This window comes from Glacieibacterium arshaanense (genome assembly GCF_004681125.1).
Lineage (GTDB): Bacteria > Pseudomonadota > Alphaproteobacteria > Sphingomonadales > Sphingomonadaceae > Polymorphobacter_A > Polymorphobacter_A arshaanense.
Genome location: NZ_SIHO01000003.1, coordinates 142,447 through 167,481 on the forward strand (window position 1 = coordinate 142,447; position 25,035 = coordinate 167,481).

Below are 25,035 nucleotides of genomic sequence, written 5' to 3' on the forward strand. Positions count from 1 at the left end.
TTCGGCACCCCGGGCTCACCCTCGTGCACCCGTCCACCAACCTTCCCGTCATCCGCGCCCTGCGCCGGCGGTCGCCCGGTCTTGAGCGCCTCGGCCGCTGCGGGTGGCACCGGATGCAATCCCGCCGCCGTATTGTCGCGGGCGCTCACTCCACGCCCTCGCCGCGCGACGGCGCCACCTTCACCGCATCGGGCGCGCTGTCGCTGTCGTCGCTCGGCACCGGCACTGGATCATCGACCGGCGTGAACGGCATCGGGTCCGAAACGCCGGGCGCGTCGGTGGCAGGGTCCTGAACCGGCGCATCGGGTGCCGGATCCGGCGTGGGTTCAGGCAGCGGCGGTGTCGAAGCAGCAGTCATCATCGTCTCCTGTCAGCGTGTCATCACGCGGCAAATGCCGGTCCGCTTAATACCAACCACCGCCCCGCATGTTCCAATCCACCCGCAGCCCAATCTGTGCTTCACCCCACCGCCGCGACGCTGCTAAGGACATGCCAAGTTCAGCCTGGGGAGGCCCCGCCATGTCCGACGCCGATCACCTGTTTCCCGTCACCGACGCCGCGCTCGCCGCGACGCGCACCACTGCGGCGCAATATGCCGCCAACTATGCGCGCTCGCTCAGCGACTCCGACGGCTTCTGGCGCGACCAGGTCGGCCGGCTCGACTGGATGACCCCGCCGACGAAGATGGGCAACTGGAGCTGGGACCCCGTCGACATCAAATGGTTCGAAGACGGCGTCCTCAACGTCAGCGTCAATTGCCTCGACCGTCATCTGCCCCACCACGCCGATACCATCGCCATCGTCTGGGAGGGCGATGACCCGAAAGCGCCGGTGCGCCGCATCAGCTACGGCGAACTCCATGCCGAAACCTGCCGGATGGCGAACGCGCTGATCGGGCTGGGCGTGCAAAAGGGCGACCGCGTCACGCTGTACATGCCGATGATCCCCGAAGCCGCGATGGCGATGCTGGCGTGCGCGCGCATCGGCGCGGTGCACTCAGTGGTGTTCGGTGGCTTTTCGCCCGAAGCCATCGCCGGCCGCATCCAGGACGCCGACAGCAAGTTCGTCATCACCGCCGACTATGGCAACCGCGCCGGCAAGCCGTTGCAGCTGAAGGGCGCCGTCGACAAGGCGCTCGAACAATGCCCCGATGTCGAGGCGGTGCTCGTCGTCCGCCACACCGGCGCCGAGGTCAACATGCACCCCGAACGCGACCATTGGTGGCATGAACTCCGCGCCCAGGTGCCTGCGACCTGCACACCCGAGCCGATGGCCGCCGAAGACCCGCTGTTCATCCTCTATACCAGCGGCTCGACCGGCAAGCCCAAGGGCGTGCTCCACACCACCGCCGGCTATCTGCTGTGGACGAACATGACGTTCGAAACGGTTTTCGATTACCGGCAGGGCGAATTGTTCTGGTGCACTGCCGACGTCGGCTGGGTCACCGGGCACAGTTATATCGTCTATGGCCCGCTGTCGAACGCCGCCACCGTGCTGATGTTCGAAGGTGTGCCGAACTACCCCGATGTCGACCGCTTCTGGGCGACGATCGCCAAGCACAAGGTCAATATCTTCTACACCGCACCGACGGCGCTGCGTGCGCTGATGCGCGACGGCCCCGAACCCGTCGACCGCCACGACCTGTCGTCGCTGCGGCTGCTCGGCACGGTGGGTGAACCGATCAATCCCGAAGCCTGGCTGTGGTATCACCGCCATGTCGGCAAATCGAAGCTGCCGATCGTCGATACCTGGTGGCAGACCGAAACCGGCGGCGCGATGATGACGCCGCTGCCCGGCGCGCATGCCTTGAAGCCCGGCGCGGCGGCGATGCCGTTCTATGGAATCGTGCCGGCGCTGGTCGATGCCGAGGGCAAGTTCATCGCCGGGCCGGAAGGCCAGAACCCCGGCCCCAACGAAGGTAATCTCGTACTGACGCGCAGCTGGCCGGGGCAGGCGCGCACCGTCTACGGCGATCACGAACGCTTCACCCAGACCTACTTCACCACCTATCGCGGGCTGTATTTCACCGGCGACGGCGCCCGCCGCGATGCCGACGGCTATTGGTGGATCACCGGCCGCGTCGACGACGTCATCAACGTCAGCGGCCACCGTATGGGCACCGCCGAAGTCGAAAGTGCACTCGTCGCCCACCCCGACGTCGCCGAAGCCGCGGTCGTCGGCTATCCGCATGACATCAAGGGCCAGGGCATCTACGCCTATGTCACCTTGAACAGCGGCGTCGAAGCCAGCGACAAACTGCTCACCGAACTGCGCTATTCGGTGCGCGAACACATCGGCCCGATCGCCACGCCCGACCACCTCCACCTGACCCCCGCGCTGCCGAAAACACGCTCGGGCAAGATCATGCGCCGCATCCTGCGCAAGATCGCCGAGAATGACTTCGCTGCGCTGGGCGATACCTCGACGCTCGCCGACCCGAGTGTGGTGCAGGCGCTGATCGACGGGCGGCTCAACCGCTAACGGGAACCGCGACCGGCATCGCGGCGTTGTGCCTGCACAACTTCGGAGAATGCCATGACCGACAAACCTGCGCCCAAACCCATTGTCGCCGACGCCGATGTCGAGCGCGTCAAGCGGGAGATTGAGGCGGATAAGGCAAAGGCGGCCAAGAAGACGAAGTGAAAGGGCCTCCGGCGGGCAGGCCTGAGGCCTGCACCCGATAGTTTAGGGAAGTGCCGACACAACCGACGCCGCGATTGATGCATGCGCGCAAATTACTGGGTACAGGGACAAGTCCCTGCCCGCCGGAGGCTCTTAAATCAGCCAGCCAACAACGACACCCACCGCCAGCGCCAGCGACCCCACCGCCACCAGCGGCCAGCGGCTCGGCGCATCGGGCAGTGGCGGCAGTGGCGGTTGCGGCGGCGCGGCGCCTTCGACGGGCACGCGGTCGGCGAGCTGGCGCAGGATGCGCGGCAGCTGGCGCAGGCCGCGCCAGTTGAGCACGAGGCTGTCGGCGAGGCGCGCTTCGGGGCTGAGCTCGTCGCGCATCCAGGCGGCGACATAGGGCTCGGCGGCGTTCCACATGTTGAGGTCAGGGTCCAGCGACAGCGCGACGCCTTCGACCATCACCATGGTTTTCTGCAGCAGCAACAGGTGCGGTTGCACCGCCATGTCGAAGGCGCGGGTGATGGCGAACAGTCCGTCGAGCAGGTTGGCGATCGAAATGTCGCGCGTCGCCAGCCCGCGGATGGGTTCGCCGACGGCGCGCAGCGCGGTGGCGAACTCACCGATATCGTGGTGCGCGGGCACATAGCCGGCTTCGAAATGGATTTCGGCGACGCGGCGGTAGTTGCCCGTCAACAGCCCGTAGATGATTTCCGCCAGATAGACGCGGGCGCGGCGGTCGAGGCGCCCCATGATACCGAAATCGATCACGCCGATGCGCGGGTGCTCGGTGCCGTTGCCGGGGGGAATGACGAACAGATTGCCCTGGTGCATGTCGGCGTGGAAGAAGCCTTCGCCGATGGCCTGGCGCAGGAAGCTGCGCACCAGCGTCGCGGCAATCGCGGCGCGGTCGAGGCCGAGCGCATCGACGGCGGCGCGGTCGGACATCTTGACGCCGCCGATCCAGTCGATGACCAGCACGCGGCGCGTCGTCAGCGCCCAGTCGACATCGGGCACGAGGAAGTCGGGCTCGGCGATCATCGCCGCCTTCAGTTCGGAGGCGGATGCGGCCTCGCGGCGCAAGTCGAGCTCGGCGAAGGTCCAGGCCTTGAAGCTGGCGATGACGGCGCGCGGGCGCAGCCGGGCGAACTCGCCGCCTAGTGTTTCGGCGTGCGCGGCAGCCCATTCATAGGTTTCGATCGACTGCGCCATTTCGGCTTCGATGCCGGGGCGCAGCACCTTGATGGCGACGTCGCGGCCGTCGTGGGTGCGGCCGCGATGCACCTGCGCGATCGATGCGGCACCGACGGCGACAGGGTCGATGTGCGCGAAATGCTGCGACCACGGCCCTTCATAGGCGATGGTCAGTGCGGCCTCGACATCGGCAAACGGCAGCGGCGGCAGTGCGTCCTGAAGGCGCGCGAGGTCGTGCGCGGCTTCGGGCCCGACGAGGTCGGGGCGGGTGGCGAGCGCCTGGCCGAGCTTGATCGCGGCGGGGCCGATGGCTTCGAACGCTTCGGCGTAGCGCGGGACGGCAGGCGTGTTGACGCCGATGCGGGCAATGCGCGCGAGGCGGCGGATGCCGGCGGGTGCGTTGGTGTCAGCCTCGATACCGCGCAGCGCACCGTGGCGCGCGAGCGTGCGGCCCCAGCGCAGCAGGCGCCATGTGTGCGTAACGCTGCTGGTCAAGGTTGGCTCAGACCTTCCAGCCGCTGTGGATGGCGACCAGTCCGCCGAGAATCGGCCGCACCGATACCCGCGAGAAGCCGGCGGCGGTGATCATCTTGGCGAATTCGGGCATCGGCGGGAAGCGCCGGATGCTTTCGACGAGGTAGCGATAGGCCTCCTCGTCGCGCGCCACCAGCTTGCCGATCTTGGGCACGACCTTGTGCGAATAGGCGTCGTAGATCTGCCCGAACCCCGGCCATTCAGTGGTCGAAAATTCGAGGCAGAAGAACCGCCCACCATAGCGCAGCACGCGGTGCGCTTCGCGGAGTGCGGCGGGAATATCGGTGACGTTGCGGATGCCGAAGGCGATTGTGTAGGCGTCGAAATGCGCGTCGGGGAAGTCGAGCTTTTCGGCATTCTGTTCGCGCCAGACGAGGTCGGTCAGCCCGCGCTTGGCGGCGCGCTCGATGCCGACGTCGAGCATCGCCGGGTTGATATCGGCCACCGTGACCTGCGCGCCCTTTTCGGCCATGCGGAACGCGATGTCGCCGGTGCCGCCGGCCATGTCGAGGATCTGCTCGCCCGCGCGCGGGCGCAGCATGCTGACAAAGGCGTCCTTCCAGCTGCGGTGCAGCCCGCCCGACATCAGGTCGTTCATGATGTCGTAGCGGGCGGCAACGCGCGCGAACACGCTGCCGACGCGCCGGGTCTTTTCCTCGGGGGCGACTTGCTGGAAGCCGTAGCTGACTGTCTCGCTCATCGCGCTGCTCTAGCCGAGTCAGCCCCTGCGGGCAAACCGTGCGGTTGCCGCAGCCGCTGCCGTTACTTCAGCGTGGCGAGATAGGCGATCAGATTGGCGCGCTTCTGCGGATCGGGCATGCCGGCATAGGTCATCTTGGTGCCGGGGATCATCTTGCGCGGGTTGGCAAGATAGGTGAACAGATTGTCCGGGGTCCACTTGATCTTGCTGGCCAGGTTCGCAGCCGAGTAGGTGTAGCCCTTGACGCTACCCGATGGGCGGCCCACGACGCCGAACAGCGACGGGCCAATCATGTTCTTGCCGGCCTCTCCCGAGTGGCAGGTCTTGCATGTCGTGAACAGCTTGGCGCCGGCGGCCGCATCGCCTTTGTATGCCGAAAGCGGTTGCGCCGGGGCCTGTGCCAGCGCCGGTGCGGCAATCAGCGTTGCCAGTACAGCGATCGTCAGTTTGCTCATAACATTTTCTCCTTATGCAACACCCCAAGGGCTCTTGCCTTACACGATTTCAAGCCTAGGGCAACGGTGCTGCCAATGTCGCAGGCAGTGCCGCCGGCCGCGGACCGCCGGTCGCCCAGTCTAGCAATTCGGCGCTGTGCACCAACGCCAGCGTGTCGCCCGCGAGTTGCGTCAGGCAGCCGATGTTGCCGCTGGCGACGATGGTCGCGCCGGTGGCGTTGAGCGTCGCCAGCTTGCGATCGCGTAGCGCACCGGCGAGCTCGCTCTGCAGGATGTTGTAGGTGCCCGCCGAGCCGCAGCACAGATGCGCATCGGCGGGTTGCAGGACATCGAAGCCGGCGGCGACCAGCAGCGCGCGCGGCGCATCGACGCGCTGGCCGTGCTGCAGCGAACATGCGGCGTGATAGGCGATGCGCAGGCCCTGACCGTTGACGCTGGCGGGCAAGCCGGCGTCGGCGACGACTTCGCTCCAGTCCTTCGACAGTGCGGCGATGCGGGCAGCGCGTGCCGCGTAATCGGGGTCATCGGCGAGCAATTTGCCATAGGCCTTGAGCTGCGACCCGCAGCCCGACGCGGTGACGATGATCGCTTCGTAGTCGTGCCGCTCAAGCGCCGCTTCCCAGCGTTCGACATTGGCGCGCGCCATGGCCTGCGCGGCGTGTTCCTGGCCGATGTGATGGACGAGCGCGCCGCAGCAGACATCGTCGGCATAGTCGACGCCGATGCCGATACGGTCGAGCAAGCGGATGGTGGCGGCCTGTATCTGCGGTGCCAGCACCGGTTCGGCGCAGCCGCGCAGCATCAGCACGCGGCGTTTATGCTGCGTGGCGGATGCGGGTTCGGACTTCGGCAATTGACGCGGTGCCAACGCCAGCATTGCCGCCAGCGGCCTGAACGCACTGCTGCGGGCCAACATCGGCTGGACCAGTCTACCCAGCGGTGCCAGTGCTAGTGCGGCGCGGAAGCGGTCGCGGTGCGGCAGTACCGCGCCGAGCATCCAGCGCGTCAGCCGGTCGTGCCACGGGCGCTGGTAGTTTTCGGCAATATAGGCGCGGCCATGGTCGATGAGCTGCGCGTAATCGACGCCCGCCGGGCAGGTGGTAGTGCAGGCGAGGCACGACAGGCAGCGGTCGACATGGCGCACCGTGACTGCGTCGGGGGTGCCGCCGGCTTCGAGCATGTTCTGGATCAGCGCGATGCGCCCGCGCGGAGAATCACGCTCGTCGCCGAGCAGCACATAGGTCGGGCAGGTCGCGGTGCAGAAGCCGCAATGCACGCATTTGCGGATCGCCGATTCGGAGCGCTGGACCGCGGGCGCGGCGCGTTGCGCGTCAGTGAAATGCGTCTGCATCAGTTGCCTGCCATACGGTCGGTGAACACACCGTCGGGGTCGAATGCCGCGCGCACGCGCACCGAAAGTGCAGCGAGCGGTGCCGGTTGCGCCGCGAACATCGCACATGGCGCTGCGCCGGCACGGTCGCGCAGCAGCATCGCGCTGCCACCGGCGGCCTTTGCCAATGCGTGGATGTCGGGCGCCACCGCTGCACCATCGGCCGCGACCGACAGCAGCACCAGCCCGCCCGCCCAGTCATAGCGCGCCTGCACGTCATGTTTTGCCGCCAGCGCCGCGACGGTCGCCGCTGCTGCCGTCGGCGGCACGGTCAGCCGCCACTGGCTGGCAGCATCGTCTTCAGCATCGGTCAGGGTGCGCCAAACCGCACGGCCTTCGTCGTCATCGAGGCGGCGCAAATTGCCGAAACCCGAAAGCGCGGCGTCGAGCAGTGTCGCGCGCGCCGCAACCGAGGGCGCAAAGCCCTCGAGCCGCAACAGCGTCGCGCCGCCCGGAATGTGCGCGGCACCCGAAACCTCGGCGGCAGTGCTGCACGCTCGGCACAGCGCGGCAACACCGCGCGCATCATCAAGCCCGTCGAGCGCCAGCGTCAGCACCGTCGCGGGTGCGGGCATGACCTTGACCGTCACCGTCGTCAGCGCCGCAAGGCTGCCCCAGGAACCGGCAAGCAGTTTGGGCAGGTCGAAGCCGGTGACGTTCTTGACGACACGGCCGCCGGCGCGGAACCGGATGCCGCGGCCGTTGACGGCTTCGAAGCCGAGGAAATGGTCGCGCACCGCGCCCGCCACCAATCGGCGCGGCCCGGCGATATTGGCGGCAATGGCGCCGCCGAGCGTCGAGCCAGCGCGTGCTGCGGGTTCGAACGCCAGGTGCTGGCCGCGCGTCGCCAGCAGCGCCACCACGGTTTCCAGCCGCACCCCGGCCTCGGCGGTCAGCACCAGCTCGTCGGGCTCATATGCGATGATGCGGTCGAGCCCTGACAGGTCGAGCACTGCCGAATGTTCCTCGACCAGCCCGGTGCGGTGGCGCGTGTCGCCGCCACGGATGCGCAGCTTGGTGCCAAGCGCGCGCACGTCGCGCACCATGTCGGCGATTTCCTCGACACTGGTGGGAGCGAGGCGCGTCATCAGAATCGTGGCAGGTCGGGGAACGGCAGCTTGCCGCCATGGATGTGCATCCGGCCCATCTCGGCGCAGCGATGCAGCAACGGAAACACCTTGCCGGGGTTGAGCAGCCCGGCCGGATCGAACGCCGCCTTGAGCGCGCGCTGCTGGTCGAGATCGTCGTCGCCGAACATGTCGCACATCAGGTCGCGCTTTTCGACGCCGACGCCGTGCTCGCCGGTCAGCACGCCGCCGACCGCGACGCACAGCCGCAAGATGTCGCCGCCGAGCGCTTCGGCGGTTTCGAGCATCCCCGGCTCGTTCGAATCGTAGAGGATCAGCGGGTGCAGATTGCCGTCGCCGGCGTGGAAGACGTTGACGACGGGCAGCCCGTATTCGCCGGACAGCCGCGTCATTTCGCGCAGCACATGCGGCAGCTCACGGCGCGGGATGGTGCCGTCGATGCAGAAATAGTCGGGCGCCAGCCGCCCGGCAGCCGCGAACGCCGCCTTGCGCCCGGCCCAGAACCGCAGGCGCTCGGTTTCGTTGGTCGAGGTGGCGACCGAGGTGGCGCCATTGCCGCGCGCGATATTCTCGACCTCGCCGCACAGGAAATCGCATTCGGCGGGCACGCCGTCCAATTCGACGATCAGCAACCCGGCGACGTCGCGCGGATAGCCGGCGTGGACGAAATCCTCCGAAGCGTTGACCGCGGCGCGGTCCATCAACTCCATGCCGGCGGGGATGATGCCCGCGGCGATGACGGCGGCGACGCAACGCGCCGCGTCCTCGATATCGCCAAAGCCGATCAGCAGCGCGCGTGCCACCTGCGGCGCCGGCAACATCCGTACTGTCACCTGCGTGACGATGCCGAGCAGCCCTTCGGAGCCGATGACCACCCCGCGTAAGTCATAGCCGCTGTCACCCATGCCCTTGCCGCCGAGCCGGACGATCTCGCCGTCGGGCAGCACCATTTCTAGGCCCAGGATGTTGTTCGTCGTCAGCCCGTATTTGAGGCAGTGCACGCCGCCCGAATTCTCCGCGACGTTGCCGCCGATGGTGCAGGCGATCTGGCTCGATGGGTCGGGCGCATAATAGAAACCGCGCGCTTCGACAGCGCGGGTGATGGCGAGGTTGGTGACGCCGGGCTGCACCACCGCACAGCGGTTGTCATAATCGATTTCGAGCACGCGGCTGAGCTTCGACATGCCGATCAGCACTGCATCGGCCAGCGGCAACGCTCCACCCGAAAGCGACGTCCCCGCGCCGCGCGGCACGACCTTGACGCCATTAGTTGTGCACCAGCGCAGCACCGCCGCGACTTCTTCGGTCGATGCCGGCAGCACTGTCGCCAGCGGCACCTGATGGTACGCCGTCAGCGCGTCCGATTCGAACACCCGCAGCGCCACCGGATCATCGATGACGCTGTCGGCCGTGACCAACGTGCGCAGCGCCGCGACGATCTCGGCGCGCCGCGCCAGCGTCGCGAGGTCGGGGGTGGGCATGTCCATGTGCGAGCAATGCCGCGCTAGCGCGGGACGAGCAAGTAAAAGAGCCTCCGGCGGGCAGGCCTGAGGCCTGCACCCGATTGAAGAGCGCCAAACAAATGGGTGCAGGCCTCAGGCCTGCCCGCCGGAGGCTCTTTTACTTGCTCGTCCCGCGCTAGCGCGGCATTGCTCGCACATGGACATGCCCACCCCCGACCTCGCNATCTTATCGCGCTGTATACCCGCCATCGATGACCAGCTCGGCCCCGGTCATGAAGCTCGACTCGTCCGACGCCAGGAAGATCATCGCATCGGCGATCTCGCGTGGGTAGCCCAACCGGCCGAGCGCGTGCGCGGCGATCAGTTGGTCGCGCATTTCGTTGGCGTTTTCGGATTCGTGAATGGCGTTGTTGACCATCGGCGTTTCGATGAAGCCCGGGTGCACCGAATTGACGCGGATATTGAGCGGCGCCCATTCGATCGCGGCGGCCTTGGTCAGCAGCAGCACGCCGCCCTTCGACGCGCAATAAGCGGCGGCACCGGGAAACCCGACCTTGCCGAGGATCGACGACAGGTTGACGATCGAGCCGCCGCGGCCGCCCGCGGCAATCGCCTCGCCGCCGTAGCGCACACCCAGGAACACGCCGTCGAGGTTGATCGACATCATCGTCCGCCAGTCGGCGAGCGTGTGCGTCATCAGCTCGCCGCTGCCAGCCACTGCAGAGCCCCGGGCAATGCCGGCGTTGTTGATCAACACGTCGAGCTTGCCGTAGCGCGCCAACGTCGCGGCGATCACCGCCTGCCAGTCGGCCTCGAGCGCCACGTCATGCGGCACGAAGAACGCATCGCCGCCGTCGCCGGTAATTTCGAGCGCGATTTCGGCGCCAAGTTCATGGTTGCGGTCGCTGAGCACGACCTGCGCGCCTTCACGCGCCAGCCGGCGTGCGGTTTCGGCGCCAAGCCCCGATGCCGCGCCGGTAACCAGCGCGACCTTGCCGGCGACGCGGCCCTTCTTGTTGCTCATGTAATGCTCCCCATCGGATGTTTTCCAACGGGTAGACCGCGTGCAGGCTTACCGCAACGGGGATGAAGGGCCTCCAGCGGGCAGGGGCTTGCCCCTGCACCCATGAGTTGGGACGCCCACCGCAAACACAGCCGCTGATTGTTGAACACCGCCCCAAACAATCGGGTGCAGGCCTCAGGCCTGCCCGCCGGAGGCCCTTGGTTCAGACCTTGTCGGCGTAGATCATCCGGCCATTGCCGAGCTGGTCGAGCACCGGCTTCAGGTCGTCGGTCGACAGCGCGAAGCAACCCTGGCTGCGGCCGAGCTTGCCGGTCATCTGCACGATCGTCGGGCTGACATACCAGGCGGCGTGGACGACGATGGCGCGCGGCTCGGCGGCGCTGTTGGTCGCGTCGAGGCCTTCGAGGCGCATCGACTGGCCGTGCTTGCCGACGTAGAAATCGCCTGTGGCATAGGCGCCGGGTGACGAGGCGTTCGAGCCTTCGTCGTTCGACCAGCGCGAAAGCCAACCGGTGTGCGCCGGATCCGACCCGCGGCCGTGCGCGACGAGATAGGTCGTCGTCTGGCCGCTGCCGAGATCGAGAACGTGGAAACGCGGATCACGCGAGGCGCGCGAGAAATCGACGATGCCAATCTTGTCGGCGTGCGCGATGCTGCTGCGGTGCTTGTTGAGCGACGCGAGCGCCCGCATGCGGATGGTGGGGTCGATGCCATTCGGGGCAGCAGCACGTGCCGGCACGCCCAGCGCGGCACCAGCCATAAGCGCGCCGCCCAGCAAATTGCGGCGGCTGAGCTCTGGAGTAAGCAACTTCATAGATGGCAACATAGGCAAAATTTTCCGTTAAGTCAGGCGGATTGCCACGGCCTGTGCCTGTGGTGCGATGAGCTGAAGCTGAACAACGTTAATAATATTGCGTTAAAGGGCCTCCGACGGGCAGGGGTGACCCCTGCACCCGATTGTTATTGGTGCACTGTTACCGGACGCGTTCGCCGCCTTTGATGACGCCACTGACGTGTTCGAGCACGGCGATATTCGCCAGCGCATCGCCTTCGACCGCGACCATGTCGGCATAGCGGCCGGGCGCCACCGCGCCGACGTCCTTTGACCAGCCCAGTAGCTCGGCCGCGTTCACCGTCGCCGATTGGATCGCCGCCATCGGCGTCATGCCATAGCGCACCATATACGCGAACTGTTTGGCGTTATCGCCGTGCGGATACACCCCAGCGTCGGTGCCATACGCCATCTTGACCCCGGCGCGCACCGCCTTGGTGAACTGCGCGCGCTGGATATCGGTGGTCTCGCGGTTCTTGCGCAGATAATCCGCCGGCCAGCCATCGCGCGTGCCGACTTTCTCGATGTAATCGCCGTCATAAATGTCCATCACCAGCCAGACCCCCTTGGCCTTCGCCAGCGCAATGCCCTCGTCGTCGATCAGCGACGCATGCTCGACCGAGCGCACCCCCGAACGAATGGCAGCCTTGACCCCCTCTGCGCCATGCGCGTGCGCGGTAGCATAGCTGCCGGCACGCACCGCCTCGGCAACGCCGGCGCGCATTTCCGCCTCGGTCAATTCAAGCTGGCCGGGCTCGGCGCCGATCGCCAGCACCGCGCCGGTGGCGATGAACTTCAAGCTGTCGGCGCCGTGCTGGAACAAGTTGCGCGCCTTGATCCCCATGTCGTTCGCATCGGTCACCACACCGACGCGCATGTCGGCGGGCACCATCACATCGGGCGCCAGCCCGGTGACCTCGCCGCCGCCGCCGGGCGCGGTCAGATAGGCGCCCACCGTGTTCATCCGCGGTCCCGCCACCGTGCCGGCGTTGATCGCATCGCGCAGTGCGATATCGATATAGGCGCGGTAGTTGCCGACGTTGTGGACCGTGGTGAAGCCGGCGTTGAGCGTCTTTCGGGCATTCGCAACGCCGATCAGCACCGTCTCGGCCGCCGAATGCAGCAGCGGCTCGGCGACATTGTTCGACGTTTCATAGTCGGCCAGATGCACGTGCATGTCGATCAGCCCCGGCAGCACCATGTAGCGCGACCAATCGGTCACCGCGCCGTCGGTCGGTGCGCTTTTGAAGGGCGCGACGCTGACAATCCGTCCCTTGTCGATGGTGATCAGCTGGTCGGTCAGCACCGTCCCCGCCACCACGTCGACCAGCCGCCCGGCACGCACATAGGTCGCTGCCGCTGTGGCCGATGCGGCACACATGACCCCCGCCAGAATTGCAACCGTCACAAACCGCATCACTTGCCTTCCCTTGCCCCTTTGGCCCGCGCATAAGGGCTTACATTTCAAAGGAAGTCGAGATGCGCGCTCATACCCAGATGTTGCTTACCGCCGCCGCAATGATGCTGGCGCTGCCGGCAGTTGCCGCCAACCCCAACGCCCCGTCGCCCGCACAAGTCGCCGAAGCCAAGGCTTTGCTCGGCAAGGGCGTCGGCTTCAACACCGCGCAGGGCCAGCGCAATACCGTCGCCTATGCCAACTTCCTGGCCGAACAGTTCAAGGCCGCCGGCTTTGCCGCCGAAGACATCACCATCACGCCGGTCGATGACACCGCCATCATGACGGTGCGCTACCGCGGCAAGGGCGGCAAGCGCCCGATGGTCGTCACCGGCCACATGGACGTCGTTGCCGCCAATCCCAAAGACTGGACGCGCGACCCGTTCACCATGGTCGAGGAAAATGGCTATCTGTTCGGCCGCGGTGTCGAAGACAACAAGTTCGACGTGTCGATGGTCGCCGCCACGCTGATGCGTTTGAAGCGCGAAGGCTTCAAGCCCGACCGCGACATCTACCTGATGCTGTCGGGCGACGAGGAAAATGCCGGCAACACCGCGCCGCTGCAGGCGAAAATCGCCAAGGCCGCGAACGCCGAATTCATGCTCAACTCCGACGGCGGCGGCGGTGAACTCGGCGAAGACGGCAAGCCGATCGGCTACGGCGTCCAGGGTGCCGAAAAAGCCTATGCCGACTTCGAGGTGACTTTCACCAACCCCGGCGGCCACAGCAGCGCGCCGCGCCCCGACAACGCCATCAACAATGTCGCGCGCGGCGCACTCGCGGTGGCCGGCTACCAGTTCCCCGTCATGTCGAACGAATGGACACTGGGCAGCTTCGCCGCCGCCGGCAAGACTACGCCGGCGCCGATGGGCCCCGCCATGCTGGCGTTCGCCGCCAACCCCAACGACGCCGCTGCCGCCGCGATCATCGGCGCCGATCCGATGACCGTCGGCCAGTTGCGCACCACCTGCGTGTCGACGATGGTCAGCGGCGGCCATGCCCCCAACGCGCTGCCGCAACGCGCCGCACTCAACATCAACTGCCGCATCTTCCCCGGCACACCGGTCGAGGAGGTCCGCAAGAAGATCGCCGACCTCGTCAACAGCAACCGCGCGCCCGGCGCCCCCGAAGCCACCGTCAAGGCCGTCGGTGGCTGGGTCGCCGGCGACGCGTCGCCGCTGCGCCCCGACATCATGAAGGCCGTCACCACCGCCGTGCAGGCGCGCTACCCCGGCATCGCCGTCGTGCCGAGCATGTCGTCCGGTGCCACCGACAGCGTCTTCTACCGCGCGCTCGGCATCCCGAGCTACGGCACCGCCGCGCTGTTTATGAAAGCCTCCGACAGCTTCGCCCACGGCCTCAATGAACGCGTGCCGGTCGACGCCATCCCCGGCGCGCTGCAGCAGTGGCACGAGGTGATTACGACTTTGGCGAAGTAAAAAGGGTGCCCGATCAGGGCACGATGCCGCCAAAGTCGCAGGCGTTGCCGGCGCAGTCGCGCTTGACCAGGATCGTGGCGATTTCGGTACCGCGGTCGGTGGCGGCGTCGGTGCCGATGATGGCCACGCGGCCATCGGCGGGCGAGACGTATTCCGCCACGATATCGCCGAAGCCGTTGCGCTGCACGGCGATCTTCTGGCCTTTGGTGACGGTGTCGTTAAGCTTGACTAGCAGGGTCACGAAGCCGCCGGCGACGGCGAGCACCGACTCGAGGTCATCGCCGACAAAGGCGTTCATGTCGGCGGCGGTCTTGCCGACAGGTCCGGGCAGGACGCCGTAATAGGCGAGCACGTTGGCGTTGCCATCGACGCCGAGCTGCACCATGTCGGCGACAAAGCCGCGCGGCCCGCCGAGTTCGGTGGTGACTGCCGGAATGCCGGCTTTAACCAGTGCATATTCGAGCGTGCCGGGTAAGCCGGGGTCTCTCATTATCTGGTCGACCGGGAACAGCCCGCCGAGCTTCAGCGATTCAGGGTCATTGGCATAGGCAAACACGAAGCGCGCGAAATCGATGCCGGTGCCGCCGGTGTGATGATCGATGCCGACATCGACATTGCCCTTGATCAGCTTGGTGGTGATCAGCCAGTTGGGGCGCTCGACGGTGTTGCCGTTCTCGCGCCCCGGCCATGACCGGTTGGGGTTGATCTGCGCGCCGCCGAGGTCGTTGATCGTCCAGGTGCGGGTGATGTTTTCGACGCCCTGCCGGCTCGGGCCGATCAACGCGATGGCTGTGCCGCTCATTTTGGCCGGATCGAGCGTGGCGAACGTCGCCTGCACCGCGCCGATCGGGTTGAGCTCGTCGCCGTGGTTGCCGCCCACGAAGAGTATGCGCTTGCCGGGCTTTGCGCCCTTGGCCACCAGCACCGGCACATACCAATATTGCCCGGTGCTGGTTTCGGCGCCGCGGAACATGAAGCGATGCATCTTGCCCGGCGCCAGGTCGGTCAGGTCGAGCTGGCTGATCACCGGCGCGCCCTGAATGGTATCGCCGGTGTACACCGTCGCTGCCGCAACGCTGCCGGCCCAAAGCGCGGCCGTTACGCCAATCAATCCACGAATCACCATCGCAGTTCCCCCTGCATCGAAATGACGTGGGAACATCCTCATACGAAACGCAGGGGCCTTCAATCGAATAGCGCGGTCATCGTACGCGGTCGATGGTCGCAGAACCGGTAGAAGGCCGCGTCTAGCCGATCAACGCATCGAGCCAGCGTTCGGCGAGCGCGCCGGCTTCTGCGGCGCTGAACGTCGCGGGGTTGAGACTGCGTTCGAGCCAAAGGCCGTCGATCAGCGCGGTTAGGCCGATCGCGGCGAGGCGGGTTTCGCGGGCGCCGCATGCCGCCAGCAGGCTTTCGACCTGCGCGCGAGTGGCGGCGGCGACGCTGTCGCGGATGGCGGCGATGGCGGGGTTCGAGCCGGCGAGCGCCCAGAACGCCGCCCAGGTGGCGAGCAGCTCGGGGTCGCTGATCGGCGGGCGGAAGTTGGCTTCGACATAGGCGCTGAGGCGCGCCCGCGGAGTGGGGCCGGCGGCGGCGACCGCGGCGTCGAGCAGCGCGCCGATGCGGTCGCCGGTTGCGTGGTAGGTCGCCGCAATCAGGTCATCGATGCCGCCGAAATAGTGCGTCACCAGCCCCGCCGAGACGCCGGCTGCGGCCGCCACCATGCGCACCGAAATGCCGCCGGCGCCGTGCGTGGCGAGGCACTGCGCGGTCGCCGCGATCAGCGCGTCGCGGCGGACGGCTTCGCCTTCGCGGTGGAATGGTGCGCGTGCCACGGGGTGTGCCCTTGCTTCCGAATAACCGTTGTTATACACGTGTAAAACAATTTGAGGCAAGCTCCCCATGAGCCCAACAATGACCGCCGATTCTCTTGCAAATGCCGACCCGCTCGATGGGCGCTCGCTGCCGGCGTGGCTGTACAACGACCCCGAATTCTTCGGCGTCGAGATGGAACGCGTGCTGCGGCCGTCGTGGCAAGTGGTGTGCCATGTCAGCGAAATCGCCGGTGGCGGCGACTGGCAGACGCTCGAATTCCTCGGCGAAAGTATCATCGTCATTCGCGGCGATGATGGTCAAGTCCGCGCCTTCGCCAATGTCTGCCGCCACCGCGCCTCACGCCTCGTCGATGGCACCAGTGGTTGCGCGAAGAAGCTTGTCTGCCCGTATCACGCCTGGGTCTATGAAACCGATGGCCGGCTGAGCGGTGTGCCGTTTTCGAGCCAGTACGCCGGGCTCGACAAGGCGACGCACGGGCTGTTTCCTGTCGAACATGAAATTTGGCACGGCTTCGTTTTCATCCGCTTGCAGGATGACGGCGGCCCGTCGGTCGCCGCGATGATGGCGCCGCACGATGCCGAAATCGCCCCCTACCGCTTCGATGACCTGCGCCGCTTCGGCAAGCCGACGCTGCGGCCGCGCGCGGTCAACTGGAAGAACGTCGGCGACAATTATTCGGACGCGCTGCACGTGCCGTTCGCGCATCCCGGCCTCAAGTCGCTGTTCGGGCACAATTACATCATCGAGGCCGGCGAGCATGTCGACCGGCTGCGCGGCCACCTCCACGACGAACCGCGTTCCAGCCTGTCGGAACACGCCTATCACCGGCTGCTGCCGCGCGTCGACCACCTGCCCGAAAGCCATCAGGACCTGTGGCTGTATTTCAAGCTATGGCCGAACATCGCGTTCGACATCTACCCCGACCAGGTCGATTTCATGCAGTGGCTGCCGCTGACGCCGACGACGACGCTGATCCGCGAAATGTCATACGCCATCCCCGATGACCGCCGCGAAATGAAGGCGGTGCGCTACCTCAACTGGCGCATCAACCGCCAGGTCAATGCCGAGGACACCGCGCTGATCAGCCGCGTCCAGGCCGGCATGGGGTCGCGCTATTACACCAGCGGGCCGCTCGGCGAGTCCGAGGTCTGCCTCAAATCCTTCGCGCGCCGCATGCGCAATGTCATCCCCGAAGCGCGGCTCGACCGCGCGCCCGCACCCGGTTGGAGCCTCCGCAAATGACCTACGACGCACTGATCATCGGCGGCGGCCACAACGGGCTGACCTGCGCCTTCTACCTCGCGCGTGCGGGGATGAAGGTCCGTGTGCTCGAACGCCGCGGCATCGTCGGCGGTGCTGCGGTGACCGAGGAATTCCACCCCGGGTTCCGCAATTCGGTGGCGAGCTATACCGTGTCCTTGCTCAACCCCAAGGTCATCGCCGACATGAAGCTCGCCGAACGCGGCTTGCGCATCATCGAGCGGCCGATATCGAACTTCCTGCCGCAGGCTGTCGGCGGCTATCTCAAGCTTGGCGGCGGGCTTGAAGCCACACAGGCCGAATTCCGCAAATTCTCGAACCATGACGCCGATGTGCTGCCGGCCTATTACGACGCGCTCGAACGCGTTGCCGACCTGCTGCGCGACCTCGCGATGAAGGCACCGCCCAACCTTGGCGGCGGCTTGCGCTCGCTGCTCGCGGCCGCCGTGCAGGGCAAGCGCTTCGCGCAACTGTCGGTCGAAGATGCGCGCGACGTGCTCGACTTGTTCACCAAGTCGGCGCGCGATTTCCTCGACGGCTGGTTCGAAAGCGAAGCCGTCAAGGCGGCGTTCGGCTTCGACGCGGTCGTCGGTAACTATGCCAGCCCCGATACGCCGGGCAGCGCCTATGTGCTGCTCCACCACGTCTTCGGCGAGGTCAACGGCAAGAAGGGCGCCTGGGGCCATGCCGTCGGCGGCATGGGCGGCATCACCCAGCGCATGCGTGCGGCGTGCGAGGAAGCCGGCGTCGAGATTTCGACCGACGCCGCCGTGGCGCGGTTGATCGTCGAAAACGGCAAGGCGGTCGGTGTGCGGCTGGTCGACGGCAGCGAAGTGCGGGGCAAGCGCGTCGCCGCTAACGTCAACCCGCGACTTTTGTACCAGCAGCTTATTGATAAGCAGGACCTCAGCCCGGAATTCCACCGCCGCATCAAGGGCTTCAAGTGCGGCTCGGGCACCTTCCGGATGAATGTCGCGCTCAGCGAACTGCCGCGCTTCACCTGCCTCCCCGAACCCGGCGACCATCTGCAAAGCGGCATCATTCTGGCGCCGACGCTCGAATACATGGATGCGGCGTTCACCGACGCGCGCAAGTATGGCTGGTCGAAAGCGCCGATCGTCGAGATGCTGATCCCGTCGATCGTCGATGATAGCCTCGCCCCCCCGGGGCAGCACGTTGCCAGCCTGTTCTGCCAGCAGTTCGCGCCTGTGCTGCCTGACGGCCGGCATTGGGACAATGAACGCGAAGCTGCCGCCCAGTGCATCCTCGATACCGTCGAACTGCACGCGCCGGGGTTCAAGGCCTCGGTGCTCGGCACGATGATGCTGTCCCCACACGATCTCGAAACCAAGTTCGGGCTCATCGGCGGCGACATCATGCACGGCAATATGAGTACCGACCAACTCTGGGCGGCGCGCCCGCTGCTCGGCCATGGTAACTACCGCGGGCCAATCGAAAACCTCTACATGTGCGGCGCCGGCACGCATCCCGGCGGCGGCGTGACGGGTGGGCCCGGCCACAATGCGGCGCACGAGATTCTGGCAGACGCATCGTTCACGGGTAAGTTCCGGCGCTGGAAGTAAGGGCCTCCGGCGGGCAGGCCTGAGGCCTGCACCCATTTGTTTGGGGCTCTTCAATCGGGTGCAGGCCTCAGGCCTGCCCGCCGGAGGCCCTTAACCGCAATCGCGTCGCCCGCCGCATCAACCAGAACACCGGCGCGCCGGCGATCAGCAGCACGGTACTCCAGCCGGTGGCCTGCACGCCGGCGCCCCAAAGCGTCCAGAACACATAGCCCAGCGCGACGAGGCCGATGGCGCCGCCGATGCGCAGGCGCAGTGCCGAGGTGGTGACGCCGAGGTAGACGAACAGCGTCGATGACGTCGACAGCAGCGCCAGATAGACGAAAAGGTCGGTCATGCCGCGGCTGGAATTGAGCAGCAGCAGGATGGTGGTCAGCACGGCGTTGAACAGCAACGCGCGGACGGGGGTGCCGTGCGCATTGACGATGCCGAACCACGCCGGTATCGCGCCGGCGCGGGCGACGCTGACGACCAGCGCGCCGTTGCCCAGCGACAGGCCGTTGAGGCAGCCGATGCCGCTGATCGCGGCGAAGATGGCGACGGTCAGTGCCGGGCCGTGTCCCCAATATTGCGCGATGAAGTCGGCAAACGGCGCGTGGCTGGCGGCGGCGACATCGGCGGGCATCAGCAGCGCGATGCCCGAGCAGGCGATGATGTAGATGACGCCGGTGAGCGCAGTGCCCCACATCAGTGCACGCGGCAGGTTCTTCGTTGGTTCGTCGACTTGTGCGCTGGCGAACGACGCCGATTCAAAGCCGAGCATCGCCCATAAGGTCAGCGCGGCGGCACCGGTGATGGCCGACGCCGAGAATCCCTCAGCCGGCAACGGTGCCAGCGCCGCGCCCTTGGACGCGCCGGTCACCCATAAGGTGATGCCGATCGCGGCGAATAAGGGCGTCAGTTTGAGGATGGTGGTGACAATCTGGAAGCCACCGGCGGCATGCGCGCCGCGCAGATTAACCACAGTCACCCCCCACACCACGGCAATCGACAGCAGCGCTGGTAGCCCGGGCACGTTGGCGATGCCCGGTGAAAACATGCTGAGATAGCTGACCGCGGCGGTCGACACCGCGGCATTGGCGACGACGGTCGCGACCCATTGGCTCCAGGTGACGAGGAACGCCGGCAGCGGCCCGAAGGCAGTGCCGACAAAGCCGTGCGGGCCATCGGCTTCAGGCAGATGCCGCGTCAGCCGCACCAGCATCGTCACGATGGTCATGGTGCCGATGATGGTCAGCGCCCAGCCGACGACGGCGTTCCAGCCGAACGGCGCGAGTGCTGCGGGCAGTAGGAACACCCCCGACCCGATCATGATGCCCATGACCATCGCGAGACACATCCAGAAGCCGAGCTTTTTGTGCGTGGCGGTGTCGGTCAACTGCCGCTGGCCTGAAAATACTTTGCCATGATGCGTTCCCCCGTGTCGCTGCGCGCGCCAACGAAGAAGGGCCATATTGCACGTAAATGCAATATGGCCCTGTCGTTTTCGCCGTCGCCGTTGCCGGCGCGGGTTTAGAAGCGCTGGGTAATCTGCAGACCCAGTTGCATCGGCGTGATCGGCACGGTGTAGACGATGCCGGGTGCCGAGGCGCCATTGTCCTGCACATCGAAGTAGTTGCCGGCGCAGACCTTGGTCGTGCACGACGTGTAGCGCGACGAGTTGCCGAGGACGTTGAACAGGTTCTTGCCCCAGAACTCGATCGCCCAGTTGCCGCGCGCGACACCTGCGGTGAAGTTGACCGCCGCATAGCCCGGCGACTTGCCGAACAGGTCGCGGTCACCCGGAATCGGGCCACCCCAGCCGTTATAGCCTGCCGTGCGGAGTGCACTGTAGAACGACGACTGATAGGTCAGCGTGCCCTGGACGTGCGCGTCATAGTCACCGACCATCCACTGGTAGCGCGCGGTACCGGCGGCCTTGAACTGCGGCACGACCGGCAGCGACGTGCCGTCGGGCGCCAGCACCTGGTTCGCCTGGCCCTGCGGCCCGGGAATGGTGCAGTCGTTCGACGGGTTCGAATAGGCGCAATAGTCGGTGGTCAGCTTGGCGTTGAGGTAAGTCGCCGAGCCGTTGACCGTCAGGCCCTCGGTGACCGCCCAGCTGATATCGGCTTCGATGCCCTTGACGTTGGCGTTGCCGGCGTTCTGGATGACGGTCAGGCTGTTCTGACCGAGGAACGACAGCTGGAAGTCGTTCCAGGTTTCATAGAACAATGCCCCGTTGAAGCGCAGCCGGTTATCCATCCAGCTGGTTTTCCAGCCGATTTCATAGTTGTTGAGGAAGTCGGCGTCATACGGCGGCAGGTTGCCGTTGCGATTGACGCCGCCCGGCCGGTAGCCCTTTGAATAGGTCGCATAGACCAGTCCTTCGGGGCTGAAGTTCCACGTCAGGTTGAGCTTGGGCAGGAAGCCCGTGTCGTTGACGTTCTTGTCGAGCCGGACGCACGGCTGGCCGTTGACGATCGGCAGGCCATCAATGTGGTCATGCTGGCCGGGCAGGCAGCGGCGTTCGCCCGACTTCAGCCCGTAGAAGCCGAACAGCGAGTTGTCGAACTTGTAGAAGCGGCCACCCGCCGTCGCGGTCAGGTTCGGCAGGATGTCGAACGAAGCTTCGCCGAACACCGCATAGTCCTTGTCGGTGCGCTGCTGGTTGGTCAGCCAGATCGTGCCCGGATAGCCGGTGATCGTCATGCCGCTGTTGAGCGCCGGATCAATGACATAGTTCTGGAAGATGTGGTGGTTCTGGACCTGGTAGAACAGCCCGGCAACGAAGCGGAAGCGGTTGGCCTTGTCCGACGCGATGCGCAGTTCGTGGCTCTGCTTGCTGAAATTGTCATGCCCTTCGGTGTGCTGCGAAGGGTTGATGAAATTGCCGTTGTTGTCGGTGATATAGGCGCCCGTGTACGGGTCATAGAAGAAGGTGTAGTCCGAATAGTCGCCCGTCGACTGGATTTCGCGGGTCAGGTACGAGCCCGAATAGGTCAGGTCGAAGTTGCCGATCTTGCCTTCGATCAGCAGCGCGGCTTGCGCCCACTGGTCCTTGAAGGTGTCGGGCTGGAAGCGCGTCACTTCAAGCTCGCCGACCGCCGGATTGTAGCCGAAAACGCCGTTCGATTCCTGGACCTGGCCCATGATCGTCGGGGTGATCGACCAATTGTCGTTCAGGTCGACCTTGAGCGCGGCGCGGGCACCATAAGTATCGGTCCAGTTGAAATCGTTCTGCACCAGATCGTCATTGTTGATGGTGATGCCCGACGTCGGGTAGGTGCGCGTGCCCGGCACGTTGTCGATATAGCCGCCGTCATGCTGGTACCAGCCGACGAGGCGGACTGCAGCATTATCGCTGACCGGCGCGTTGACATAGCCTTCCATGACATAGCCCGGCGATCCGTGCGCGGTGATGTTGGCGCCGAGCGTGTAGCTCGCCGACAGCTTGCCGATATCGGGCTTGTTGGTGATGATGCGAACGACACCGGCCTGCGCGCTGGCGCCGTAGAGCGTGCCCTGCGGCCCGGCGAGTGCCTCGACACGCGCGATATCATAGATGTGGAGATCGAGGTTGCCCTGGATCGTGGTGATCGGCTGTTCGTCGAGGTAGGTGCCGACGCTGGGCTGCGAGCCCGAATGGTTGCCGTCACCGCCCGACACGACGCCGCGGAAATAGGTCTTCGCCGAACCCGGACCGGCGGTCTGGTACGACAGGCTGGGGATCAGCGCGGCATAGTCGGTGAAGCTGTCGATGCGCAGTTGCTGCAGCTTCTTGGTGTTGAACGCGGTGATGCTGATCGGCACGCTCTGCAGCGTTTCAGACCGCTTCTGCGCGGTAACGACAATTTCCTCTAAGCCCGTGCCGACGGTCGCTTCAGCGTTCGAAGTGTAAGGCGAAGCGGCCGGGGCCGCCGGAGCGGCCGTTGTCTGCGCCAGTGCCGGTGCGCCGAGCACCAGCAGCGAACTGCCGAGCCAAAGCGCGGTCCGCGTCGACCGAAGTGAAATTTTCGTATTGCCCACCATTACGCATCTCCACTGAGTGTTTAAATTTTCTAACGTGATTGTTCGATTGTTACTCATCAAACGGCACCGCCGGATAGCTGTCAAGCACCGAACCCAGCGTGGCGCGCAACGGCCCCAACCATTTGTCATAGTGTTGCCAAAGCTCCACACCCGCGGTGTAGATCGGCTGGCGCACCTGTTCCGAACTCGGCGTGCGCACCGCGCGCTCGGTTTCGTGGAACGACAGGCAGGCGGCTTCGAACGGCAGCCCGCAATAATCGAGCAGTGCGCGGATCTGCGTTTCGCTGTCGGCGACCATGTCTTCGTAGAACACGCGGTGGACGCGGCCGGGCAGCACCCTGTCGTAATGCGCCATCAGTTCTACATAGTCGGCATAGTAGCGGCCGATGTCTTCAAGGCTGTAGCTGAAGTTCTGGCCACGCGCGAAATGCTGCTTGAAGCCGGCGAAGCAGCCACCCATCGGGTGGCGCCGCGCGTCGATGATCTTGGCATCGGGCAGAATCGTCGCAATCAGCCCGACATGCTGGAAATTGTTCGGCATCTTGTCGATGAACAACGGACGGCCGGTCTGGCGCTGGATGCGCGTGCTGTCGAGATAGGCCTGGCCCAGCGCGGCAATCTCGTCGGCGCTCAGCTCGGCCATCGCCTCGGGATACTGCGAACGCTCGCTGCGCAGCTTGCGCTCGCCGATGCGGTTCGCGGTCCAGATGATGTCGGGCAGCTCGGTGGTGCCTTCGACCTGGCTATGGCTCGACAATATCTGCTCGATCAGCGTCGAGCCGGCGCGCGGCAGCCCGACCACGAAGATCGGATCGCGCGCCGCGCAGCCCTGGCCGACACGGTCCGCGAAAAACGCCGGCGTGAAGAACGCCTTCGAGCGCGCGACATGCTCGGTCAGGTCGGCGGCGTCATAGCGCACGCTCTGGCGGCGCAGCGCATTGGCCTTGGCATAGTGCGCGAACGATTGCTCATAGGCCTTGGCATCCTCGAACGCCTTGCCGAGCGCGAAATCGAGGTGGAAACGGTCTTCGTCGCTGATGTCGTCGCGCGCCAGCTGGCCCTGCATCGCCGCGACATCGGCATCGGTGAAGCGAAATGTCTTGAGGTTGGCGAGGCTCCACCAGACTTCGCCGAGTTGCGGCGCCTGTTCGATCGCGGTGCGATACGCGGTGATGCTGTCAGCCAGCCGCCCGACGGTCTTGAGCGTATGGCCATAGCTCATCCACGCCTTGGGCTGGTTGGGATAGTCCGCCAGCACCGAGCTATAGAGTTCGATCGCACCCTCGAACTGGCCGATGCGCGCCAGCACGGCGGCCTTGAGGTTGCGCATCCCCGGGTTGCGCGGGTCGCGCGCCAGCAGCTGGTCGATCTGCACCAGCGCGGCTTCGGACTTGTTGGCGCGGTGCAGCACCGAGGCGTAGTTGTTGCGCGCCGCGACAAACCCCGGCGCAATTTCGAGGCAGCGTGCCAGCAGGTTTTCGGCGTCGCCGTAGCGCCCGAGCCGTGCCGCGACTTCAGCAAACATGCGGATCGCCGCCGCGTCGGCGGGCTTTTCCTTGAGATAGGCGCGCAGCAGGCCTTCGGCGACCGCCAGCTTGTTTTCACCCAGCGCCGTCGCGGCCTGCAACAGTGCCGGCTCGGTCACCGAGGCGCGGATCTGCAATGCATAGGCGGCGTCGGCGGCTTCACTATCGCCCGCCAGTGCATGTTGGTCACCCAGCGCCCGCCACGCCTCGGCATGGCCCGGCCGCAACCGCGTCGCCTCGCTCAGCGCCGCGCGGGCCTGGTCGCCGCGCCCGGCCTCGGCGAGCGTGATGCCATATTCGAAAACCACATCGACGTTACCCGGCGCCACGCGCGCCAGCGCCGCCAACGTCGCCAGCGCTGCCGCCACATCACCGCTGCGGCGTTGCGCAATGCCCAGGAACAGCCGCGCCTGCGCATGCCCCGGCGCCGCTTCCAGAATCGCTCGCGCCTGCTCGGCGGCCATCTGCGGCTGCGGCCCGAGCAGCCGCGCGGTATGCGCGAGCGCGGTCGCGATGCTGCCGGTCGGTTCAGGGGCAGGTGTGGCCAATACGTCCTCGGGTGAAATTAATTGTTCACAATGGGACAGAGGCCATGCGTCGAGTCAATCGCGCTATGCTG

General features: G+C 66.0%; 19 protein-coding genes. 4 read left to right on the plus strand and 15 right to left on the minus strand.

The genetic code is table 11. From position 1 onward, the window contains the following. Nucleotides 1-145: 145 nt before the first annotated feature. The gene (locus EUV02_RS12665; protein ID WP_166430621.1) at nt 146-361 is read right to left on the minus strand and encodes a hypothetical protein; all 216 of its coding nucleotides are present in this window, start codon (nt 359-361) and stop codon (nt 146-148) included. Nucleotides 362-519: 158 nt separating this feature from the next. On the opposite strand from EUV02_RS12665, the gene acs reads away from it, so the two are divergent. Then, nucleotides 520-2,481: an acetate--CoA ligase gene (gene acs, locus EUV02_RS12670; RefSeq protein ID WP_135246661.1), complete on the plus strand. Its 1,962-nt coding sequence runs from the start codon at nt 520-522 to the stop codon at nt 2,479-2,481. Nucleotides 2,482-2,775: 294 nt separating this feature from the next. On the opposite strand, the gene ubiB is transcribed toward acs, so the two are convergent. The 9 genes from ubiB to EUV02_RS12715 form a co-directional block, all read right to left on the minus strand. After that, nucleotides 2,776-4,317, minus strand: coding sequence for a 2-polyprenylphenol 6-hydroxylase (gene ubiB / locus EUV02_RS12675; protein ID WP_135246662.1), 1,542 nt, complete (start codon nt 4,315-4,317; stop codon nt 2,776-2,778). A 7-nt stretch (nt 4,318-4,324) separates the two neighbouring features. Then, nucleotides 4,325-5,056, minus strand: coding sequence for a class I SAM-dependent methyltransferase (locus EUV02_RS12680; protein ID WP_135246663.1), 732 nt, complete (start codon nt 5,054-5,056; stop codon nt 4,325-4,327). A 62-nt stretch (nt 5,057-5,118) separates the two neighbouring features. After that, nucleotides 5,119-5,511, minus strand: a complete 393-nt coding sequence (locus EUV02_RS12685; protein ID WP_135246664.1) for a c-type cytochrome — start codon at nt 5,509-5,511, stop codon at nt 5,119-5,121. A 55-nt stretch (nt 5,512-5,566) separates the two neighbouring features. Then, the gene (glcF, locus tag EUV02_RS12690) at nt 5,567-6,862 is read right to left on the minus strand and encodes a glycolate oxidase subunit GlcF (protein ID WP_135246665.1); all 1,296 of its coding nucleotides are present in this window, start codon (nt 6,860-6,862) and stop codon (nt 5,567-5,569) included. Continuing rightward, nucleotides 6,862-7,989: an FAD-binding protein gene (locus tag EUV02_RS12695; RefSeq protein WP_135246666.1), complete on the minus strand. Its 1,128-nt coding sequence runs from the start codon at nt 7,987-7,989 to the stop codon at nt 6,862-6,864. The genes glcF and EUV02_RS12695 overlap by 1 nt, the downstream gene beginning before the upstream one ends. Further along, entirely contained in the window at nt 7,989-9,476 is a 1,488-nt protein-coding gene (locus EUV02_RS12700; protein ID WP_135246667.1) for an FAD-linked oxidase C-terminal domain-containing protein, read from the minus strand. The genes EUV02_RS12695 and EUV02_RS12700 overlap by 1 nt, the downstream gene beginning before the upstream one ends. A gap of 202 nt (nt 9,477-9,678) precedes the next feature. After that, nucleotides 9,679-10,476 (minus strand): SDR family NAD(P)-dependent oxidoreductase, encoded by a 798-nt coding sequence (locus EUV02_RS12705; RefSeq protein WP_135246668.1) that lies wholly within the window; start codon nt 10,474-10,476, stop codon nt 9,679-9,681. Between the two features lie 202 nt (nt 10,477-10,678). Beyond that, complete coding sequence (locus EUV02_RS12710; RefSeq protein ID WP_135246669.1) at nt 10,679-11,290, minus strand: murein L,D-transpeptidase catalytic domain family protein; 612 nt, start codon at nt 11,288-11,290, stop codon at nt 10,679-10,681. Nucleotides 11,291-11,450: 160 nt separating this feature from the next. Beyond that, nucleotides 11,451-12,725 carry a Xaa-Pro dipeptidase gene (locus EUV02_RS12715; RefSeq protein ID WP_135246670.1) on the minus strand — a complete coding sequence of 425 codons (1,275 nt, stop codon included), beginning with the start codon at nt 12,723-12,725 and terminating at the stop codon, nt 11,451-11,453. A gap of 62 nt (nt 12,726-12,787) precedes the next feature. Here EUV02_RS12715 and EUV02_RS12720 point away from each other — a divergent pair, with 62 nt between their 5' ends. After that, nucleotides 12,788-14,203: a M20/M25/M40 family metallo-hydrolase gene (locus EUV02_RS12720; RefSeq protein ID WP_135246671.1), complete on the plus strand. Its 1,416-nt coding sequence runs from the start codon at nt 12,788-12,790 to the stop codon at nt 14,201-14,203. A gap of 13 nt (nt 14,204-14,216) precedes the next feature. On the opposite strand, the gene EUV02_RS12725 is transcribed toward EUV02_RS12720, so the two are convergent. Next, entirely contained in the window at nt 14,217-15,329 is a 1,113-nt protein-coding gene (locus EUV02_RS12725; RefSeq protein ID WP_135246672.1) for a succinylglutamate desuccinylase/aspartoacylase family protein, read from the minus strand. Between the two features lie 121 nt (nt 15,330-15,450). Further along, nucleotides 15,451-16,038 carry a transcriptional regulator BetI gene (betI, locus tag EUV02_RS12730; RefSeq protein ID WP_243445899.1) on the minus strand — a complete coding sequence of 196 codons (588 nt, stop codon included), beginning with the start codon at nt 16,036-16,038 and terminating at the stop codon, nt 15,451-15,453. 79 nt (nt 16,039-16,117) lie between these two features. On the opposite strand from betI, the gene EUV02_RS12735 reads away from it, so the two are divergent. Beyond that, the gene (locus EUV02_RS12735; RefSeq protein WP_135246674.1) at nt 16,118-17,281 is read left to right on the plus strand and encodes an aromatic ring-hydroxylating oxygenase subunit alpha; all 1,164 of its coding nucleotides are present in this window, start codon (nt 16,118-16,120) and stop codon (nt 17,279-17,281) included. Then, nucleotides 17,278-18,882, plus strand: coding sequence for a phytoene desaturase family protein (locus EUV02_RS12740; RefSeq protein WP_135246675.1), 1,605 nt, complete (start codon nt 17,278-17,280; stop codon nt 18,880-18,882). The genes EUV02_RS12735 and EUV02_RS12740 overlap by 4 nt, the downstream gene beginning before the upstream one ends. 67 nt (nt 18,883-18,949) lie before the next feature. On the opposite strand, the gene EUV02_RS12745 is transcribed toward EUV02_RS12740, so the two are convergent. The 3 genes from EUV02_RS12745 to EUV02_RS12755 all read right to left on the minus strand — a co-directional run bounded on the left by EUV02_RS12745 (nt 18,950) and on the right by EUV02_RS12755 (nt 24,964). Next, complete coding sequence (locus EUV02_RS12745) at nt 18,950-20,257, minus strand: APC family permease (RefSeq protein ID WP_243445900.1); 1,308 nt, start codon at nt 20,255-20,257, stop codon at nt 18,950-18,952. A gap of 134 nt (nt 20,258-20,391) precedes the next feature. Then, nucleotides 20,392-22,890: a TonB-dependent receptor gene (locus EUV02_RS12750; RefSeq protein ID WP_166430622.1), complete on the minus strand. Its 2,499-nt coding sequence runs from the start codon at nt 22,888-22,890 to the stop codon at nt 20,392-20,394. Nucleotides 22,891-22,939: 49 nt separating this feature from the next. Continuing rightward, nucleotides 22,940-24,964, minus strand: coding sequence for a tetratricopeptide repeat-containing sulfotransferase family protein (locus EUV02_RS12755; protein WP_243445901.1), 2,025 nt, complete (start codon nt 24,962-24,964; stop codon nt 22,940-22,942). Between the last annotated feature and the right edge of the window lie 71 nt (nt 24,965-25,035).

Bases quoted from the DNA above. Each gene is read 5' to 3' on its own strand.
- EUV02_RS12665 (WP_166430621.1), bottom strand. From the start codon at position 361: ATGATGACTGCTGCTTCGACACCGCCGCTGCCTGAACCCACGCCGGAT.
- acs (WP_135246661.1), top strand. From the start codon at position 520: ATGTCCGACGCCGATCACCTGTTTCCCGTCACCGACGCCGCGCTCGCC.
- EUV02_RS12680 (WP_135246663.1), bottom strand. From the start codon at position 5,056: ATGAGCGAGACAGTCAGCTACGGCTTCCAGCAAGTCGCCCCCGAGGAA.
- EUV02_RS12685 (WP_135246664.1), bottom strand. From the start codon at position 5,511: ATGAGCAAACTGACGATCGCTGTACTGGCAACGCTGATTGCCGCACCG.
- glcF (WP_135246665.1), bottom strand. From the start codon at position 6,862: ATGCAGACGCATTTCACTGACGCGCAACGCGCCGCGCCCGCGGTCCAG.
- EUV02_RS12695 (WP_135246666.1), bottom strand. From the start codon at position 7,989: ATGACGCGCCTCGCTCCCACCAGTGTCGAGGAAATCGCCGACATGGTG.
- EUV02_RS12700 (WP_135246667.1), bottom strand. From the start codon at position 9,476: ATGGACATGCCCACCCCCGACCTCGCGACGCTGGCGCGGCGCGCCGAG.
- EUV02_RS12705 (WP_135246668.1), bottom strand. From the start codon at position 10,476: ATGAGCAACAAGAAGGGCCGCGTCGCCGGCAAGGTCGCGCTGGTTACC.
- EUV02_RS12710 (WP_135246669.1), bottom strand. From the start codon at position 11,290: ATGAAGTTGCTTACTCCAGAGCTCAGCCGCCGCAATTTGCTGGGCGGC.
- EUV02_RS12715 (WP_135246670.1), bottom strand. From the start codon at position 12,725: ATGCGGTTTGTGACGGTTGCAATTCTGGCGGGGGTCATGTGTGCCGCA.
- EUV02_RS12720 (WP_135246671.1), top strand. From the start codon at position 12,788: ATGCGCGCTCATACCCAGATGTTGCTTACCGCCGCCGCAATGATGCTG.
- EUV02_RS12725 (WP_135246672.1), bottom strand. From the start codon at position 15,329: ATGGTGATTCGTGGATTGATTGGCGTAACGGCCGCGCTTTGGGCCGGC.
- EUV02_RS12735 (WP_135246674.1), top strand. From the start codon at position 16,118: ATGACCGCCGATTCTCTTGCAAATGCCGACCCGCTCGATGGGCGCTCG.
- EUV02_RS12740 (WP_135246675.1), top strand. From the start codon at position 17,278: ATGACCTACGACGCACTGATCATCGGCGGCGGCCACAACGGGCTGACC.
- EUV02_RS12750 (WP_166430622.1), bottom strand. From the start codon at position 22,890: ATGGTGGGCAATACGAAAATTTCACTTCGGTCGACGCGGACCGCGCTT.